General features: G+C 75.0%; 14 protein-coding genes and 1 pseudogene. 5 read left to right on the top strand and 10 right to left on the bottom strand.

The window, feature by feature from the left end; all coding sequences use genetic code 11:
• Nucleotides 1-49 precede the first annotated feature (49 nt).
• The 7 genes and pseudogenes from IE225_RS16485 to IE225_RS16455 form a co-directional block, all read right to left on the bottom strand.
• A complete protein-coding gene (locus IE225_RS16485; RefSeq protein ID WP_190058280.1) occupies nucleotides 50-1,438 on the bottom strand; it encodes an aldehyde dehydrogenase family protein in 1,389 nt (462 codons plus the stop codon).
• 103 nt (nucleotides 1,439-1,541) lie between these two features.
• Nucleotides 1,542-2,936 carry an ABC transporter ATP-binding protein gene (locus tag IE225_RS16480; RefSeq protein ID WP_190058279.1) on the bottom strand — a complete coding sequence of 465 codons (1,395 nt, stop codon included), beginning with the start codon at nucleotides 2,934-2,936 and terminating at the stop codon, nucleotides 1,542-1,544.
• A 618-nt stretch (nucleotides 2,937-3,554) separates the two neighbouring features.
• Nucleotides 3,555-4,220 (bottom strand): annotated as a pseudogene (locus IE225_RS33220) (class F sortase); the annotation flags it as partial.
• Nucleotides 4,207-4,920, bottom strand: a complete 714-nt coding sequence (locus IE225_RS16470; RefSeq protein WP_190058277.1) for a hypothetical protein — start codon at nucleotides 4,918-4,920, stop codon at nucleotides 4,207-4,209. The pseudogene IE225_RS33220 and the gene IE225_RS16470, both read right to left, overlap by 14 nt.
• A 135-nt stretch (nucleotides 4,921-5,055) precedes the next feature.
• The gene (locus IE225_RS16465) at nucleotides 5,056-7,371 is read right to left on the bottom strand and encodes a molybdopterin oxidoreductase family protein (RefSeq protein ID WP_229879621.1); all 2,316 of its coding nucleotides are present in this window, start codon (nucleotides 7,369-7,371) and stop codon (nucleotides 5,056-5,058) included.
• A 245-nt stretch (nucleotides 7,372-7,616) separates the two neighbouring features.
• Nucleotides 7,617-8,258: a TetR/AcrR family transcriptional regulator gene (locus IE225_RS16460; protein ID WP_190058275.1), complete on the bottom strand. Its 642-nt coding sequence runs from the start codon at nucleotides 8,256-8,258 to the stop codon at nucleotides 7,617-7,619.
• On the bottom strand, nucleotides 8,255-8,938 hold the full coding sequence (locus IE225_RS16455) for a nuclear transport factor 2 family protein (RefSeq protein WP_190058274.1): 684 nt from the start codon (nucleotides 8,936-8,938) through the stop codon (nucleotides 8,255-8,257). Before IE225_RS16455 ends, IE225_RS16460 begins: the two co-directional genes overlap by 4 nt.
• Nucleotides 8,939-9,162: 224 nt before the next feature.
• On the opposite strand from IE225_RS16455, the gene hmgA reads away from it, so the two are divergent.
• The 4 genes from hmgA (at nucleotide 9,163) to IE225_RS16435 (ending at nucleotide 13,956) form a co-directional block, all read left to right on the top strand.
• Nucleotides 9,163-10,512 carry a homogentisate 1,2-dioxygenase gene (gene hmgA, locus IE225_RS16450; RefSeq protein WP_190058273.1) on the top strand — a complete coding sequence of 450 codons (1,350 nt, stop codon included), beginning with the start codon at nucleotides 9,163-9,165 and terminating at the stop codon, nucleotides 10,510-10,512.
• A gap of 50 nt (nucleotides 10,513-10,562) precedes the next feature.
• A complete protein-coding gene (locus IE225_RS16445) occupies nucleotides 10,563-11,312 on the top strand; it encodes a GntR family transcriptional regulator (protein ID WP_190058272.1) in 750 nt (249 codons plus the stop codon).
• 26 nt (nucleotides 11,313-11,338) lie between these two features.
• Nucleotides 11,339-12,514 (top strand): type ISP restriction/modification enzyme, encoded by a 1,176-nt coding sequence (locus IE225_RS16440; protein WP_190058271.1) that lies wholly within the window; start codon nucleotides 11,339-11,341, stop codon nucleotides 12,512-12,514.
• A gap of 221 nt (nucleotides 12,515-12,735) precedes the next feature.
• Nucleotides 12,736-13,956 (top strand): CaiB/BaiF CoA transferase family protein, encoded by a 1,221-nt coding sequence (locus tag IE225_RS16435; protein WP_373303204.1) that lies wholly within the window; start codon nucleotides 12,736-12,738, stop codon nucleotides 13,954-13,956.
• Between the two features lie 72 nt (nucleotides 13,957-14,028).
• On the opposite strand, the gene IE225_RS16430 is transcribed toward IE225_RS16435, so the two are convergent.
• The 3 genes from IE225_RS16430 to IE225_RS16420 all read right to left on the bottom strand — a co-directional run bounded on the left by IE225_RS16430 (nucleotide 14,029) and on the right by IE225_RS16420 (nucleotide 15,768).
• Nucleotides 14,029-14,298 carry a hypothetical protein gene (locus tag IE225_RS16430; RefSeq protein WP_190058269.1) on the bottom strand — a complete coding sequence of 90 codons (270 nt, stop codon included), beginning with the start codon at nucleotides 14,296-14,298 and terminating at the stop codon, nucleotides 14,029-14,031.
• Between the two features lie 112 nt (nucleotides 14,299-14,410).
• A complete protein-coding gene (locus IE225_RS16425; protein ID WP_190058268.1) occupies nucleotides 14,411-15,226 on the bottom strand; it encodes an anti-sigma factor in 816 nt (271 codons plus the stop codon).
• Entirely contained in the window at nucleotides 15,223-15,768 is a 546-nt protein-coding gene (locus IE225_RS16420) for a sigma-70 family RNA polymerase sigma factor (RefSeq protein WP_190058267.1), read from the bottom strand. The genes IE225_RS16425 and IE225_RS16420 overlap by 4 nt, the downstream gene beginning before the upstream one ends.
• Nucleotides 15,769-15,986: 218 nt before the next feature.
• Here IE225_RS16420 and IE225_RS16415 point away from each other — a divergent pair, with 218 nt between their 5' ends.
• Complete coding sequence (locus tag IE225_RS16415) at nucleotides 15,987-17,528, top strand: DUF4331 domain-containing protein (RefSeq protein WP_190058266.1); 1,542 nt, start codon at nucleotides 15,987-15,989, stop codon at nucleotides 17,526-17,528.
• Nucleotides 17,529-17,613 lie beyond the last annotated feature (85 nt).

The following is a 17,613-nucleotide window of genomic DNA, read 5'->3' as shown; positions in this document are numbered from 1 at the left end:
GGCTTGGTTTGGAGGGGCTTCGTTCGGAGGGGCTTGGAGTTGAAGGTACTTAGAACTGGAGGGACTTCGTCTGAAGGTACTCGGTGAGGCCGTGCACGCCGAGCTCCCGCCCGACGCCGGACTGCTTGTAACCGCCGAAGGGCGCCAGGGGGTTGAAGCGGCCGCCGTTGATGTCGACCTGGCCGGTCTCCATGCGCCGCGCGAAGGCGACCGCCCGGGCCTCGTCGCCGGACCAGACCGCGCCGGCGAGCCCGTACGCGGTGCCGTTGGCGATGCGCAGGGCGTCCTCCTCGTCCTCGTAGCGCAGGACGGCGAGGACCGGGCCGAAGATCTCCTCCTGCGCGATGGTCATGCCGGGAGTGACGTCCGCGAAGACGGTGGGGGCGACGTAGTAGCCGCGCTCGCGGGGGTTGTCGGGCCCGCCCGCGACGAGGCGGGCGCCCTCGGCGACGCCCTTCTCGATGTATCCGCGCACCCGCTGCTGCTGCCGGGCGCTGACGAGGGGGCCGATGCGGTCGCCGTACTTGGCGGCGGCGGCCGCGGCCAGTTCGACGGCCTCGTCGTACTGGTCGCGGTGGACCAGCATCCGGGTCCAGGCGCTGCACGTCTGGCCGGAGTTGGCCATGACGTTGGCGACGCCGACGTTGACCGCGCGCGCCAGGTCGGCGTCGGGCAGGATGACGTTGGCGGACTTGCCGCCGAGCTCGAGGGCGACCTTCTTCACGGCGCCCGCGGCGATCGCGCCGATGCGACGGCCGACGGCGGTGGAGCCGGTGAAGGACACCATGTCGACGCCCGGATGCTCGGCCAGGGCCTGCCCGGCGACCGGTCCGAGGCCGGTGACCAGGTTGAACACGCCCGTCGGCAGGCCGGCTTCGTGCACCGCCTCGGCGAAGCGGCGGGCGGTGAGCGGGGTGTCCTCGGCGGGCTTGAGGACGACCGTGCAGCCGGCCGCCAGCGCCGGGGCCACCTTGGCGACGACCTGGTGCAGCGGGTAGTTCCACGGGGTGATGGCGGCGACCACGCCGACCGGCTCCAGGCAGACGGTCGAGTTGCCGGTCTTCTCCTCGAAGACGTACGTGGCCGCCAGTTCGGCGTAGGAGCCGGCGACCGCGAGCGGCAGGCCGACCTGGACCTGCTGCGAGAACGGCAGCGGGGAGCCCAGTTCGGCGGTGACGGTCTCGGCGATCTCGTCCTTGCGGGCGGCCAGCGCGTCGCGCAGGGCCGCCAGGTGCGCGGCCCGCCGCGCGGGCGGGGTCGCCGCCCAGCCGGGCAGGGCGGCGCGGGCGGCCCGCACCGCCGCGTCGACGTCCTCGGCGGTGCCCGCGGGGACGGTGGCGATGACCTGCTCCTCGGCCGGGTCGACGACCTCGATCACGTCCGGGCCGGCGGCGGGGCGCCAGGCGCCGTCGAGGTACATGCCGTCGTATGCCTGCATCGTGTTTCCTCCCGGGCGGGGGCTCCGTCGTCCGGCACACAAACTAGCGGCGTTAGTTTTCCGGCGCCAGGGGGCTCCCGGCCGGCGCGGTCCGCGGCCCGCCTCACTCGGCCAGGTCCGGCAGGCGCGCCGGGGCCGGGCAGATCCGCTCGCCGTGCCGGTCGAAGACGAAGAGGTGGGCGAGGTCGACCAGGAGCGGCACCTGCAGGCCGTGGCGGAGCCGGATGTCCGGGGTGGTGCGGATCACGAGGTCACCGGGCAGGCGCGCCTCGGCCGGCGCGAGGGCCGGTTCCCTCGGCGCGTCCGCCGGGCCGTTCGCCGAGCCGTCCGCCGGATCGTTCGCCGGGCCGTTCGCCGGGTCGTCCAGCACCACGACGGGGCCGGCGCGCAGGCTGCCGGCCCGCTCCCTGATCCGCTCCAGCACCCCGCCGCCGTCCCGGCGGCGCCGGCGGGCCGGGCGCGGCGCGGGGCGCGGCGCCTCCAGCTCGGGGACGACGGCGGGGTGGGAGCCGGTGTTGAAGTGGACCAGCACCTCGTGGCCCTGGTACTCGACGTGCTCCACGAGCCCGGTGAGCGGGACCTCGCCGGGCCGGGCGGCCGACGGCTTGGCGATGCGCACCGCCTCCGCGCGCAGCCCGACGATGACCTCGCGGCCCTGCTGCACCCGCAGCAACTGGTGGTCCGGGGAGGGCGGGTCGGGCAGCCGCAGGCACTGCTTGCCCAGCGCGAGGGACATCGCCCCGTCGAGCGGGGCGTGGACGACGCCGCGCAGCAGGTTGATGCGGGGGGTGCCGACGAACGCGGCGACGAAGACGTTGCGCGGCAGCGCGTACACCTCGCGCGGGCTGCCGACCTGCTGCAGCACGCCGCCGCGCAGCACGGCGACCCGGTCGCCGAGCGACATCGCCTCGGCCTGGTCGTGCGTGACGTAGACGGTGGTGACGCCCAGCTCCCGGGTGAGCTTGGAGATCTCGGCGCGCAGGTGGTTGCGCAGCTTGGCGTCGAGGTTGGACAGCGGCTCGTCCATGAGGAAGGCCGAGGGGCGGCGGGCGATGGCGCGGCCCATGGCGACGCGCTGGCGTTCGCCGCCGGAGAGCTGGGCGGGGAAGCGGTCGAGGAGGTCCTCGATGCCCAGCATCCGGGCGGTGGCGTCCACCTTGGGGCGGTGGTCCCGGCCGGGCGCCTCGATGCGCAGCGGGAAGCCGATGTTGTCGCGGCTGGTCATGGTCGGGTAGAGGGCGAAGTTCTGGAAGACCATCGCCATGTCCCGTCCCGACGGCGGCAGGTCGTTGGCCCACTCGCCGTCCAGCAGCAGCTCGCCCTCGGTGATCTCCTCCAGGCCGGCGATCATCCTGAGCACGGTGGACTTGCCGCACCCGGAGGGGCCGAGCAGGACGAGGAACTCGCCGGGCGCGATGTCCAGCGTCAGCCGGTCCACCACGCGGACGCCTCGGGCGTAGACCTTGCTCACGTCGTGCAGGGAGATGGCGCGTGTCATGGCTGCTGCCCCCGGGGACCGGTGTGGGGTGCCCCGGGCCGGCCGGCGGACCGTGCGGGCGGGCTGCCGTCGTTCAGCCGGTCCCGTCCGCCGGACGGCCCTGGTGCTCCGTGGTCGGACGCCGCGTGCGGGTCGCACGGGGCGTGGGGCACGGAAGTTAACGGAATGTGCCCGGCCAGGGGAAGACGCGTGACGACAGCGGGCGCTTTCGTCCCAGGTGGTGAGAACCGGCGGGAAAGCGGACGTTCGGATTCAGCCGGGGCGCGCCCAAGTCGCCGGGACGGCCGACGGCAGGGCGGACGGCAGGGTCCGGGTGGGCGGCAGGGTCTGGGTGGACGTCAGGGTCCGGGTGGACGTCGGGGCTTGGGCAGGCGTCGGGGTTTGGGCAGGCGTCGGGGTTTGGGCGGATGTCAGGGTCCGGACGGATGTCCAGGTGGACGGCAGGGGCCGGGCGGGCGTCCAGGTGGACGGCAGGGGCCGGGCGATCGTCGGCGGTCCGGTCGGGGGGATCGCCGTCGTCGTGGTCGTAGCCGTGGTCGTGGTCGTGCCCGCGGTCGCCGACGGGGCGGGCGACGGAGGCACCGGGGCCGCCGGGGACGGGGTGCCCGGCCGCGCGGACGGGCCGCGGGTCCCGGTCAGGTGGGCGAAGACGACGACGTTGCCGGTGTAGCCGGTGCGACGGCTGTAGAAGCCGCCGCAGGTGATGACCCGCAGTTCGGGGCGCTTGCTGGGTCCGTAGACCTCCCGGTCGGGGAAGCCCGACTTGTCGAAGACCCGCACCCGGTCGACGGTGTAGACGGCGGTACGGCCGTCGGCGCGGCGGGCCTCGATCCGGCTGCCGGCGCGCACCTGCCCCAGGGCGGCGAAGACGGCCGCGCCGGTGCGGGTGTCGCGGTGGCCCACGGCGACGGCCGTGCCGGTCTCGCCGGGGGCCGGGCCGCCCTCGTACCAGCCGACCAGGCGGGGCTTGTCGACCGGGGGCGTGCCCAGGTGCCCGTCGCGGTCGAGGCGGAGCGGGACGACCGGCGCGTCGATGCCGAGGGAGGGGATGCGCAGCGCCGTGGCCCGCGACGGGGGCAGCGGGCCCGCCGGGGCCGGCGTCCCGGTCCCGGCGGGCCCGTCGGCCCGCACCGGTTCCCGCGGCCGGTCGTGCCCGCCGCACCGCGTCCCGAGCGTCGCCAGGACGGCCACGAGCACGGCCGTCCTGGCGAGCCGGTAGGTCCGGGTGCGGCGCCAGGGCCTGCGGCGGCGCCCGCGCTGGACGGGGCGGCTATGCGGCACCATCGGGCCGCCGGCGGGTCACCCGGAAGTACACGACTCCCGCGGCCGCCACCAGCCCCACGCCGGCGGCCCCGGCGACCGGTGAGAGCGCGCCCGCCGTGTCGGCCAGGCCGCCGCCGCCCGCGTGGACGCCGCCCCGGGGAGCCTGGCCGGGGTCACGGTCGCGGTCGGAGGCGACCGGGTCACGGTCGCGGCCGCGGCCGGCCACGGCGGAGTCACGGTCGCGATCGCGGTCGCGGATGTCGCGGTCCTCCCTGTGGTGGCAGTCGACCCGGAAGACCTTCTGCCGGGTCGTCCCGGGCTGGGGCGTCGGAGGCGCCGTCTCGCCCGGGACGGTCCACGTCAGCGTGTACTGCCCGTCGGCCAGTCCCAGCGGGTCGGTGTGGCCGGCGCCGCCGGCCAGGGCGATGGTGCCGCTGGTCTCGGCGGTGTTGGGCAACGGGGGCTGCGGCTGGATGGTGTAGGAGATGCTCGTCAAGGAGTCGAAGTTGACGGCGTCGAGGTAGAACCGGCACACCCTGGGGTCGTCCTTGGAGACGCCGAAGGGCACGCCCACCTCGTGGATCCTGATGTCGCCGCCGTCGCCGGGGGCCGCCAGGGCGGACGGCGCCCCGAACCAGGCGGCCCCGGCGGCGAACACGGCCGTCAGGGCGGTGGCGCCGGCGCGGCGGCCGAGGGTGCGTGGCGGTGTCTGAGTGGGCATGCGCGCTCCTCTGAATCAGACGATTTTCATATAAATCGCTCTTCCGTCTGACTCTCTTTCACACGCGGGACCCGCACCGCCCTCCCGGCCCCCGACACGCCGTCAGATGTCACTCGCCCGGCGCAGCGCTCCACGTCACGGCTGCGCCGCGGACACGGGGGCGGGGTCCTGCGCCGGCGCGACCTCGACCGGCACGCCGTTGAGGACGGCGTTGCCCGACAGCGGATCCAGCAGGCGGCCGTCGAGGAGCTGGTTGACGTTGGCGCCGGGCTCGCGGGAGGCATGGCCGAGGCGGGTGCCGGGCCGGTCGTGGCCCCAGCCGTGCGGCAGGCTGACCACACCGGGCCGCACCGTGTCGGTGACCTCGGCGGGCGCGGTCACCTCTCCCCCGGCCCCCTTGACCCGCACGGTCTGGCCGTCGCGGACGCCGAGGCGGGCGGCGTCCCGCGGATGCAGGTGCAGGGTGCAGCGGTTGGAACCGCCGGTGAGGACCGGGATGTTGTGCAGCCAGCTGTTGTTGGAACGCAGGTGCCGGCGGCCCACCAGGACGAGACCGGCGGGGCGCTCGGCCAGGGCCCGCCGCAGGCGCGGCAGGTCGTCCGCGATCGGTCCGGGCAGCAACTCCACCTTGCCGCTGCGGGTCCTCAACGGCTGCGGCAGCCGGGGCCGGAGCGGCCCGAGATCGATGCCGTGCGGGTGCGCGAGCAGCTTCTCCAGGTTCAGCCCGTCGGGCCGCGCGCCGAATCCGTCGCCGTACGGGCCGAGGCGCAGCATCAGGTCCAGCCGCCGCTCGGGCCCGTCGACGCCGGTGAGTTGCGCGGCCAGCTCGCGCGGGTCGCGGCCGTGGACCGGCGCGTGCGGGTCCCGCACGGCCTTGCCGAGGGTCCGCTCGATCGCCGCCCGGTCCACCTCGGCCGGGTCCGCGCCGTGGGCGCCCGTCACGGCCAGGACCAGCCGGGCCAGGATCTCGGCCTCGGCCATGCGGCCCGGCTCCAGCGGGATCGCCGGACGGGTGTAGCGGACCTGGTTGCGCACGGCGAGGGCGTTGAACGCGAAGTCGAAGTGCGGGCTCTGCGCGGGCGGGGGCGGCGGCAGCACCACGTGGGCGTGGCGCGAGGTCTCGTTGAGGTACGGGTCGACGCTCACCATGAAGTCCAGCGAGGCCAGCGCCTTGTCGAGGCGGTCGCCGTCGGGCGCGGACAGCACCGGGTTGGCGGCGACGGCGATCAGCGCCCGCACCGGCTCGCCCTCCTGCGTGGCGGTGTCGATCTCCTCGGCCAGCGCGGCCAGCGGCAACTCCCCCTTCGCCTCCGGGTACTTGCTGACGCGGGAGTGCCAACGGCCCAGCGCGAAGCCGCGTCCGGGGCCGGCCGGGCGGGGAAACGCGCCGGTGGCCGACTGCGGGAAGAGGGCGCCGCCGGGCCGGTCGAGGTTGCCGGTGAGGACGTTGAGCACGTCCACGAGCCAGCTCGCCAGGGTCCCGTACGGCACGGTGCAGCTTCCGATGCGGCCGTAGACGGCGGCGGTGGGGGCGGCGGCCAGCTCGCGGGCGAGGCCGCGGATGACGGCCGCCTCGACGTCGCAGGCGCCGGCGACCGCCTCGGGGGTGAACTCGCGCACGGCGTCGCGGACTTCGTCGACGCCCTGGACGTGCGGGGCGAGGCCGCCGAGATCGGTCAGGCCCTCCTCGAACAGCACGTGGGCCATCGCCGCGAGCAGCAGCGCGTCGGTGCCGGGCCGGATCGGCACGTGCCGGTCGGCCAGTCGGGCGGTGCGGGTGCGGCGCGGGTCGACGACGGTGAGGGTGCCGCCGCGGGCCCTGAGCGCCCGGAGCCGGCCGGGGAAGTCGGGAGCGGTGCACAGACTGCCGTTGGACTCCAGCGGGTTGGCGCCGAGCAGCAGCAGGTGGTCGGTGCGGTCCAGGTCCGGTACCGGGATGAGCAGCGGGTCGCCGTAGAGCAGCCCGCTGGAGACGTGCTTGGGCATCTGGTCGACCGTGGAGGCGGTGAACAGGCTGCGGGTGCCGAGCCCGCCGACGAGGAGGGGCGGGTAGAGGCCGCCGGCCACCGTGTGCACGTTGGGGTTGCCCAGCACCACGGCGATGGGGATCCCTCCCTGTTCGAGCGAAGCCGAGAACTTGGGGGAATGCGGTCCGTAGCGTTCGGCGATCGGCCGCAGCCCGGCCGCCACCGCGTCGAACGCCTCCTGCCAGCTCGCCTCCCGCAGCTCGCCGTCCCGCCGCACCAGCGGCCCGCGCAGCCGGTCGGGGTCGCCGTCGACGGCCGGGAAGGCCGCGCCCTTCGGGCAGACGAACCCCTTGCTGAACACGTCGTCGCGGTCCCCGCGGGCCGCGGTGACCCGCGTGCCGTCGATCGTCAGGGTCAGCCCGCAGGTGGCTTCGCACAAGGGGCAGATCCGCAGGGCGGTGCGGGATCGCGGGGTCGTGGACACGGGTCCTCCCGAGGGTGGCGGCAGCGGTGGCGCACGGTCTGGGCGCCGAGCATACCGACCGGTATGCATGGAGGGGAGGCCCCCGCGCCCCGCCGTTCGGTCCGGGGGGTCGGTCCGGTGGTCGATCCGGGGTGGGCCGGTGATCGGTCCGGTGGCCGATCCGGGGTGGCCCGGTGATCGGTCCGGGGTCGGTCCGGTGGTCGGTCCGGGGCAGGCCGGGCGCGCGGTCCGGGGCGGGCCGGGGTTCAGTCGAGGACCCGGCTCAGGTACGCCCGCAGCAGCTCCCGCATCTCGTCGATGATCTTCTCGTCTCCCTGCGGGGAGACGCGGAAGGCGAGGTGGACGAGGGTGTCGGCGGTCTCGACGGCGACCAGGAAGGTGCGGCGCAGGTCCTCGTCGGGATCGCGGCCCAGGTGACCGGCGAGCAGGTCGGTGAGGCGGTCGGCGACGCGGTGGTTGGGCTCGGCGTCACGGGCGCCGACCGGGATCTGGTTGCCGAAGTCGACGAGGGAGAAGCCGGGCTCGGTGCGCTTCATCGCCAGGTACTCGTCGAGGACGACGTCCAGCACCGCGCGCCAGCCGCCCCCGCCGGCCCCCGTCGCCGCCCCGGCCTCGCGGAGGCGTTCCAGGACGCGTTCGGCGTAGTGTTCCAGGTTGCGCTGGGCGAGCGCGTCGACCATCTGCCGTTTGTTGCCGAAGAAGCGGTACACCGAGCCGATGGGCACGCCGGCGCGCTGTGCCACGGCACGGGTGCTCAGGCCGTCGTAGCCCACCTCGTCCAGGAGATCGGCGCACGCGTCGAGGATACGGGCCAGCCGTTCGGCGCTGCGCCGCTGCACGGGGGCGCGGCGGAGCGATGTCGTATGGGGCACGGGCACGGGCTTCATGATGCCTTTCCGCCGCGATGGGGTGAACCGTGGCCCTCGGCGGGCGGCCGGGGGCGGGGGGCGGTCGCCGCGGCCGGGACGGGAGCGGCGGTCGCGGGGCGCGCCGGCCCGGGAGCGTCCGATTCGGAGACGTCCGGGCCGGAAGCGGCCGTCCTGGAGGCGGCCGGCCCGGACGCGGTGAGGTCCACCGTGGACTGCACCGGCTTGCCGCCGACGGCCCAGGCGGTGCCGTCGTCGGCGTAGAGGCGGGCGGTGACGCGGTGGGTGCCGTGCGGGACGAGGCGGCCGGGGAGGTGGTGGTCGGGGCCGTGCAGGACGGCGACGGGGCGGCCGTCGACGAGGAGGCGGGCGTAGCCGCGGCCGGCCGCGGCCCTGGGGGACGCGCCGGCGGGTGAGAAGCGGAAGCGGTGGACGGTGAGGCGGACGTCCCAGCGGTCGCCGCCGTCGGGCCGCACCTCGACGTCGACCCCGGGGGCCCGGCCGGCGTCGGCCTCGCGCAGGCGCCGGCCCTGCTCGTCGGTGCCGTCCAGGAGTCTGCCCGCCGCCGGGGAGGAGGTCGCGCCGCCCGTCCCCTTCCCGTCGCCGCGCCCGTGCGCGCCGCCGGAGCCGCAGCCCGCCGCGCTCGCGGCCAGCAGGGCGCCGGCCGCGAGCGCGGCGAGCGGTCCACGCGTCCACGACATGCGGGCGAGAGTAGAACACCGGTCCGATATCCGGATCCCTCTCAGGTCGGTTCCGCCGTCCTCCTCACGGAGGGTCCGCAGGAGGTCCACAGGAGGCCCGCAGGAGGTCGGCAGACGCCCGGCGCCGGCGCCCGCCGTGCTCTTGCGCCCGCGAAACCGCATTCCTATGGTGATCCATAGGAATAGGAACAGGGTGCGGGAATCGGTGCGAGGGAGCAGCGGTCATGAGCGGCGACGCGCGGAAGCTGGCCGAGGGGCTGACGTATCTGTCCGGGTTCGGCAACGAGCACTGTTCGGAGGCGGAGCCGGGCGCCCTGCCCGAGGGCCGCAACTCGCCGCAGCGGGCCCCGCTGGGCCTGTACGCCGAGCAGCTGAGCGGCACGGCGTTCACCGAGCCGCGCGCCCACAACCGCCGCTCCTGGCTGTACCGCATCCGCCCCTCGGCGGCCCACCCGCCCTTCACCCGCACCGGCAACGGCGCCCTGCGCACCGCGCCGTTCACCGAGACCGTGCCCGACCCCAACCGCCTGCGCTGGGACCCCCTGCCCGAGCCGCCGGCCGGCACCGACTTCCTCGCCGGCCTGTGGACCCTGGGCGGCAACGGCGACGCGGCGCAGCGCACCGGCATGGCCGTGCACCTCTACCACGCCGACGTCTCCATGGAGCGCGTCTTCGGCAACGCCGACGGCGAGCTGCTGATCCTGCCGGAGCGCGGCGGGCTGCTGATCCGCACCGAGTTCGGGCTGCTGCACGTGGAGCCCGGGCACCTGGCGCTGATCCCGCGCGGCGTCCGCTTCCGCGTGGAATTGCTGGACGCGGCGCCCGACGGCGGGCGGGGCCCGGCCGCCCGCGGCTACGTCTGCGAGAACTACGGCGCCCCCTTCCGCCTGCCCGACCTCGGCCCGATCGGTGCCAACGGGCTGGCCAACCCCCGCGACTTCCGCGCCCCGGTCGCCGCGTACGAGGACGTCGAGGGGCCGGTGGAGGTGGTGACCAAGTTCTGCGGCAACCTGTGGCGGGCGACGTACGACCACTCGCCGCTGGACGTGGTCGCCTGGCACGGCAACCACGTGCCGTACGTCTACGACCTGCGCCGCTTCAACGTCCTGGGCAGCATCAGCTACGACCACCCCGACCCGTCGATCTTCACGGTGCTGACCTCGCCGTCGGACACGCCGGGGCTCGCGAACGTCGACTGCGTGGTGTTCGCGCCGCGCTGGCTGGTGGGCGAGGACACCTTCCGGCCGCCGTACTTCCACCGGAACGTGATGAGCGAGTACATGGGCCTGATCGAGGGCGCCTACGACGCCAAGACCGCCGGCCCGGGGGGCTTCGTGCCGGGCGGCGGCTCGCTGCACAACATGATGTCGGCGCACGGCCCGGACCGGGAGACGTTCGAGAAGGCCAGCGGCGCGGAGCTGGTGCCGCAGAAGGTGGACAACGGGCTGGCGTTCATGTTCGAGACCCGCTGGCCGGTGCTGCTCACCGAGCAGGCGGCGCGCGCGGAGCACCTGCAGCGCGGCTACGACGAGGTGTGGCGGGGCCTCCAGCGCCACTTCCGCCCGTCGCGCTGAGCGCCGGCCGCCCTTGCACAGCTCCCCTCGTGAAGGGTACGGATGGCGCCGTGACCTCCTTCGCCCCGGACTCGATCGTCCTGAACCGCAAGCTGCCGCTGTGGTACCAGGTGTCGCAGTCGCTGCGCGCCTCGATCCTCGGCCGCTCGCCCGGGGATCCGCTGCGGCTGCCCACCGAGGAGCGGCTGGCGGAGCACTACGGGGTGAGCGTGCTGACGATGCGTCAGGCGCTGCGGGAGCTGGAGGACGAGGGGCTGATCACCCGGCACCGGCGGCGCGGCACGTTCATCGCGCCCGGCGCCCGGCGGGGCGCGCCGGTCAGGCTGCTGGGCTCGGTGGACGCGATCGTGGCCCAGCAGTCCGGCATGGCCACGGAGCTGCTGGAGCACGGCCGCGCCCCGGTGCCGGCCGACCTCGCCGAGCACTTCCCGGACCTGCCCGAGGTGGCCACGTACCACCGCCTGCGCAGCGACAAGGACACCGGGGAGCCCACCAACCACGCCCGCAACTACGTCCGTCCCGACCTGGCCGACCGCATCGACCCCGGTGACCTGGTCCGCTGGCCGATGACGAAGGTGCTGCGGGACGTCGTCGGCGCGGACATCGGCCGCATCACCGACACCGTCGAGGCCCGCCTCGCCGACCCCGAGACGGCCCGGCTGCTGGAGGTGCCGCTGCTCAGCCCGATCCTGCACTACACGGGCGTGACGTACGACACGGACGGCCGGGTGCTGGACGTGGCGGTCATCCACTACCGCGGGGACCGCTTCTCCTTCACGGTGACCCTGGAGGCGACGTAGGCCCGCAGTCGGCGGACCGTCGTACGATGCCCGGCGTGACGCACGACGACGCTCCGCTGCTGGCGGATCTCATGCCGTGGTCCGTCGCACCGCCGCGGCTCGGGCGGGGATGGCCGGCGGCCCCCGACGCCGCCTGCCTGAAGGCCCGCTGGGAGGCGCTGGTCAAGGCCGAGGGACCGGACCGCGAGGCGCTGTTCCGGCCGACGCGGGCCCGCACGCTGCACACGGCCGTGGCGCAGCTGCCGGGCCGGACGGGCGGCACGGAGCGGCTGGCGCGGGCGTCGGGACCGTGCGCGGAGCCGGTGCGGGTGCTGTACGCGCCGTTCGACGAGCAGTGGCTCATCCCCGACCACCGTCTGATCGACGCCGCCCGCCCCGAGCTGTGGCGGGTGGCGGACGAGCGGCAGATCTTCACGGTGGAGGTGCCGCCCGCCGCCGGCCCGGCCGGCCCGCCGCTGCTGGCCACGTCGCTGGTGCCGGTGCTGCGCACGGGCCCGATCCGGCCGCTGTACCGCCGCCCCGGCGCCGCCGAGCCGAACCTGGCCCCCGGCCTGACGGACCACCTGGGGCGCGTCCTGGGCGCGGCCCCGGACGCGCACGACGTGCTCGCCTGGATCATGGCCGTGGCCCGCCCCGGCCCCCGCGGCCTCGCCGTGCCGCTCACCGCGGACGCCGGCCTGTGGGCGCGGGGGGTGCGGCTGGGCCGCCGCATGCTGTGGCTGATGCGCCGCGACGGCGAGCGCCCCCGGCTGCCCGGCGGCCGCCGCCCCTACGTCCGCGCCCCGCTGCCCGCCCGGCCGCTGACGCTGCTCTACGACCGCGAGGAGGAGGCGCTGCACCTCGACGGGGGCCGCATCGCCCCGGTGCCGGCCGAGGCGTGGGAGTTCGAGGCGGGCGGCGGGCGCGTCCTGGAGCGGTGGTTCGCGGCCCGCACCGCCGAGCCCGAGCCGGGCACCCTGGCCGCGATCCGCCCGGCGACCTGGCCCCAGGCGTGGACGTCGGAGCTGTTGGAGCTCATCACCGTCCTCGCCCTCCTCGCGGAACTGCGGCCGCTCCAGCGGGAGTTGACACCGGTCTCGCCGATCACGGCGGCGGATCTGCGCGCGGCCGGCGTGCTGCCGGTCCCGGACTCCGCCCGCCGCCCCGCGTCCGTCCTGGACCACCCCGAGGAGGGCCCCGAGGGGCAGTTCACGCTGCTGTGACGGTGGGAGGTCCGGGGCCCGGTCGGTGAGAGCCGCGGGGCCCGGTCGGTGAGAGGTCCGGGTCCCGGTCGGTGAGAGCTGCGGGGCCCGGTCGGTGAGAGGTCCGGGTCCCGGTCCGCGGGAGGCCGCCGCCCGGCCGCCGGTGCGCCCGGCCGATCGGGACGGGCCGCCCGGCCGGCCGCGACGAACCGGCCTGCTGACAGCTCCCCGCCCCACGGGTCATGATCCACCCCATGGATCCTGTGCCCGCGCCTCTGCCCCTGCCCCTGGAGGGCATCACCGTCGTCGCCGTCGAACAGGCCGTCTCGGCCCCCTTCGCCACCCGGCAGCTCGCCGACCTCGGCGCGCGGGTGATCAAGGTCGAGCGGGTCGACGGCGGAGACTTCGCCCGCGGCTACGACACCGCCGCCCGCGGCCTGGCCTCCCACTTCGTGTGGTGCAACCGCGGCAAGGAGTCCATCGCGCTGGATTTGAAGGACCCGCGCGGCCTGGACGTGGTGCGGCGGCTGATCGCGCGGGCGGACGTGTTCGTGCAGAACCTCGCGCACGGCGCCGCCGCCCGGCTCGGCCTGGACGCGGCCACGCTGTGCGCGGCCCACCCGCGGCTGATCGCCGTGGACATCTCCGGCTACGGCTCCTCGGGGCCGTACGCGGACAAGCGGGCCTACGACATGCTCGTGCAGTGCGAGGCGGGCCTGGTGTCGGTCACGGGGACGCCCGAACAGCCGGTGAAGGCCGGCATCCCGGCGGCGGACATCGCGGCGGCCATGTACGCGTTCTCCGGGGTGCTGGCGGCGCTGGTGCGGCGCGGCGCGACCGGCCGGGGCGGGCCGGTGGAGGTGTCGATGCTGGAGGCGCTCACGGAGTGGATGGGGCATCCGCTGCACCACACGATGCACGGCGGCACTCCCCCGGCGCGCACCGGGCTCGCGCACGCCGTGATCGCGCCGTACGACGCCTACCCGACCGCGGACGGCGGGCGGGTGCTGCTGTCGGTGCAAAACGACCGGGAGTGGCGGCGGCTGGCCGAACAGGTGCTCGGGTGCCCGGAGTTGGGCACCGACCCGGAGTTCGCGACCAACGCGGCGCGCGTCGCCCGCCGGGAGCGCACGGACGCCCTCGTGGCGAAGGCGCTGGGGGCGCTCACCGCGGACGAGGCGCTGGCCCGGCTGGAGGGCGCGGGCATCGCGTGCGCGCGCCTGCGGGACGTCGCGGAGGTGGCGGAGCACCCGCAGCTCGCGGCCCGGGGGCGGTGGCGGGAGGTCGGGTCGCCGGCCGGGCCGCTGAAGGCGCTGCTGCCGCCCATCACGCTGCCGGGCGGGGACGAGGCGCGGATGGGTGACGTGCCCGCACTGGGCCGGCACACCGACGAGCTGCTGCGCGCCGTGGGAATGACGGACGGCGAGATCGCGGAGCTGCGCCGGGACGGCGTGGCGGCCTGAGCGGTGGCCGCCGGCCGGGTGCCGACGGGCGGTCGGGGCGGAGGCGCGGCCGGCGGGCCGCGGCCGGGCGGCTCAGCTCCCCCCGAACAGCGAGCGGCGCAGGCGGCGCAGCGGCGCGAAGAGCGAGACCCGGCTCATGCGCGCCTTGTGCCCGCTGCGGTCGCGCGTGGTGTCACGTGCCGTCAGCTCACGCATCAACGAGGTGGCCTCGACCGTCTCGCGCTGCGGGACGGCGGGCCCCGCCAGTACCGACAGATGGCGGTCGAGGCGCGTACTGGTCGCGCTGCTCCCACAGGTGATCGCAGGGACCCTGGCCCTGCTGCGCACTGTTATCTGCTCCATGTCACTCCCCACCCGACGTCTACCCGGCCCGGGCAGGGTAACCCTATCGTCCCGATCCGGCAGCCGGGTATCTCGGTCACCAGATTCACCTTCCCCACAAGGCGGTTGACGATTACTCTCCGAATCCGACCGAATTCAAGGCGAGTTGGACAATTGGCTGCGTAGTGGGCCGAGGTGATCCACCGTCGGGTTCCACGGTCACGGCAAGTGATGTCGCCGACCTGGTGAGGCCGGACGCGACCAAGGGCGTGTCGCCCTCGAAGAGGCCCAGGGAGCGCGGTTGCGCGCCGGGGCGCATGAGCCACAGCTGGCGTACCCGGCCGCCCGGGGGCTCCGCGTAGCCGCTCAGCGTGACCACCGCCCGTCCCGCGGAGGCGGAGGCGACCACGCCGATGGTGCGGCCCTGGGCGTCCCGGCCGGCGGTGGCGCGGGCGTCGGGCGCGGCCAGAACGTGGGCGATCTCACGCTGCCGGGCCTGCGCGGCGGCGAGCTCGTCCTGGGTGCGGTGGGCCTGCACGGCGAACAGGCCGGCGACGACGAGGGCCGCGGCGGCGGTCGCGGTGGCGAACGGCACGAACAGCGGGACGCGCCGCTCGCGGGGGCGGGGCGGCGGCTGGATGCCCCACACGTGCGGCGGCAACTGCCCGGTGCGGACACGGGCCGGCTCGCCGGCGGGGCGCTCCTGCGGGGTGGTGCGGATCGCGGTCAGCACGCGGTCGCGCAGCGCGGGCGGCGGCGGGGTGGCCGCGGAGCAGGCCAGCCGGACGGCGTCCTCGGACAGGGCGCGCACCTCGGCGGCGCAGCGCTCGCAGCGCTCCAGGTGCCGCTCGAAGCGGAGGCGTTCGGCGCCCTCCAGCGCGTCCAGGGCGTAGGGCGCGGCGAGGGAGTGCAGCCCCTCGCGGCCGAACAGGCGGCCGAGGACGCTCATGCGACGACACCTCCCAGGCAGTGGCGCAGCCGGGTCAGCCCGTCGCGCATCCGCGTCTTGACCGTGCCCAGCGGCAGCGAGAGCCGCTCGGCGACCTCACGGTACGTGTAGCCCTCGTAGTAGGCGAGGGTGACGGACTGGCGCTGCAGCGTGGTGAGGCGGTCCAGGCAGCGGCGCACCCACTCGCGCTCCAGACCCGCCTCGACCTCCTCGGCGACCTGGTCGAAGGCGGTCGCCGATGAGCGCAGGTAGTCGCGCTGCTCGCGCTCGCCGGCCGCGCGGGCGCTGCGCACCCGGTCCACGGCGCGGCGGTGGGCGAGGGTGAGGACCCAGGACAGGGCGCTGCCCCGGTCAGGGTCGAACTTCGGCGCCGAACGCCACAGTTCGAGCAGCACCTCCTGCGCCACCTCCTCCGCCTGGGCCGCGTCGCGCAGCACGCGCCGCACCAGCCCGAACACCGGGCCGGCGACGAGCCCGTACAGCTCCTCGAACGCCCTGTGGTCACCGCCCGCCACCAGCAACAGAAGTTGGTCCGCCTGCACCGCGGTCCCCCCTCTCCTCGGCCGCACCGGGTCCTCCCGTCTTCCTCGAGGTGTGCGCAGCCAACGCGCCGTCGGAAGGGAGTACGGATCGGGGCGGGCGAAACGCGGGCCGGGGACAAGGAAAGACGCAGAAAGATTTTTTTCCGCCGGACCAATCCGCCCGGGGCCGGGCTCCGAAGTGCTGGGTGTCAGGCAAGTTGGCACTGAGGACGGACGGCATGACACCACACTCCAGTCTCTCCAGGTCCGGTGCGGGCCGCAGGGGCCTCGCGGCCCTCGTCTGCGGGGCGCTGGCCGCCGGGGGGCTCGCGGCCGCCGGCGTCACCGCGCTGGAACCGGAGGCGGCCTCCGCCTCCAGCCACCGGGAGGCCCCGCTGATCTCGGGGACGCCGCAGTACGACAACACGGACGTGTACGCGTTCGTCAGCCCGGACAAGCCCGACACGACGACGATCGTCGCCAACTGGATCCCCTTCGAGGAGCCGGCCGGCGGGCCGAACTTCTACACGTTCGCCGACGACGCCCAGTACGACCTGCACGTCGACAACAACGGCGACGCCCAGAGCGAGCTGATCTTCCGCTACACCTTCCGCACCCACCGCAAGAACGACAAGACGTTCCTGTACAACACCGGCCCGGTCACCAGCCTCGACGACCCGGACCTGAACATCACGCAGACCTACGACATCGACCTGATCAAGCTGCACCGGCAGAAGCTGGTCGCCAAGACGAAGATCGCCGACGACGTGCCGGTGGCGCCGTCGAACGTCGGCAAGGCGTCGATGCCGGACTACGGCAAGCTGCGCCACCAGGCGGTGTACAAGCTCTCCAACGGCGCCACGACGTTCGCCGGGCAGGCCGACGACCCGTTCTTCCTCGACCTGCGCGTCTTCGACCTGCTGTACGGCGGGAACCTCTCCGAGGTCGGCAACGACACCCTCAAGGGCTACAACGTCAACTCCATCGCCCTGCAGGTGCCCAACGACCTCATCCGCGAGTCCGCCGGCCAGCCGGTCGTCGGCATCTGGTCCACCACGCAGCGCAAGAACGCCCGCGGCGGCTGGTCCCAGGTCTCCCGCCTGGGCAACCCGCTGGTCAACGAGGTCGTCAACCCGCTCAAGGACAAGGACAAGTTCAACGCGTCCTCGCCGTGGGACGACGCGCAGTTCCTGAAGAACGTCACCAACCCCGAACTGCCGAAGCTCATCGAGCAGATCTACAAGATCAAGGCGCCCGCCGAGCCGCGCAACGACCTCGTCGACGTCTTCCTCAAGGGCGTCAAGGGCCTCAACCAGCCCCCGCACGTGCGCCCCGCGGAGGAACTGCGCCTCAACACCTCCATCAAGCCCAGCGCCCACCCCAAGCGGCTCGGCGTCCTCGACGGCGACAACGCGGGCTTCCCCAACGGCCGCCGGCTCACCGACGACGTGATCGACGCGGCGCTGCAGGTGGTGGAGGGCGAACTGGTCGGCTCCAAGAACGACCTGGGCGACGCGGTCGACGCCAACGACAAGCACTTCGAGAAGTCCTTCCCCTACGTCGCCCAGCCCACCGAGGGCTCGCGCGGCAAGGTCGCCAAGGGCGTCTCCGGCGACGCCGACGTGCGCAGCCAGCTCGGCGACGCGCTGCGGCCGGCGGGCGTCTCCGGCGGCTCGGACACCACGCTGATCGCCGCCTCCGCCGCCTCCGGCGCCGCAGGAGTCCTGCTCCTCGGCACCGGCCTGGCCTGGTGGCGCCGCCGGATCCGGCGTCCGTACTGACCCCGCCCCGGGCGGCCGCACCGGCCGCCCCCCTCGACGGCGCGGCCCGCGGACCTCGTCCATCCCCCACACCGCGGGCCGCGCC

The sequence above is a fragment of the Streptomyces echinoruber genome (genome assembly GCF_014651135.1).
GTDB classification, from domain to species: domain Bacteria; phylum Actinomycetota; class Actinomycetes; order Streptomycetales; family Streptomycetaceae; genus Streptomyces; species Streptomyces echinoruber.
Note: the sequence above shows the minus strand (reverse complement) of the source record. Positions and strands in the feature narration are given on the sequence as shown.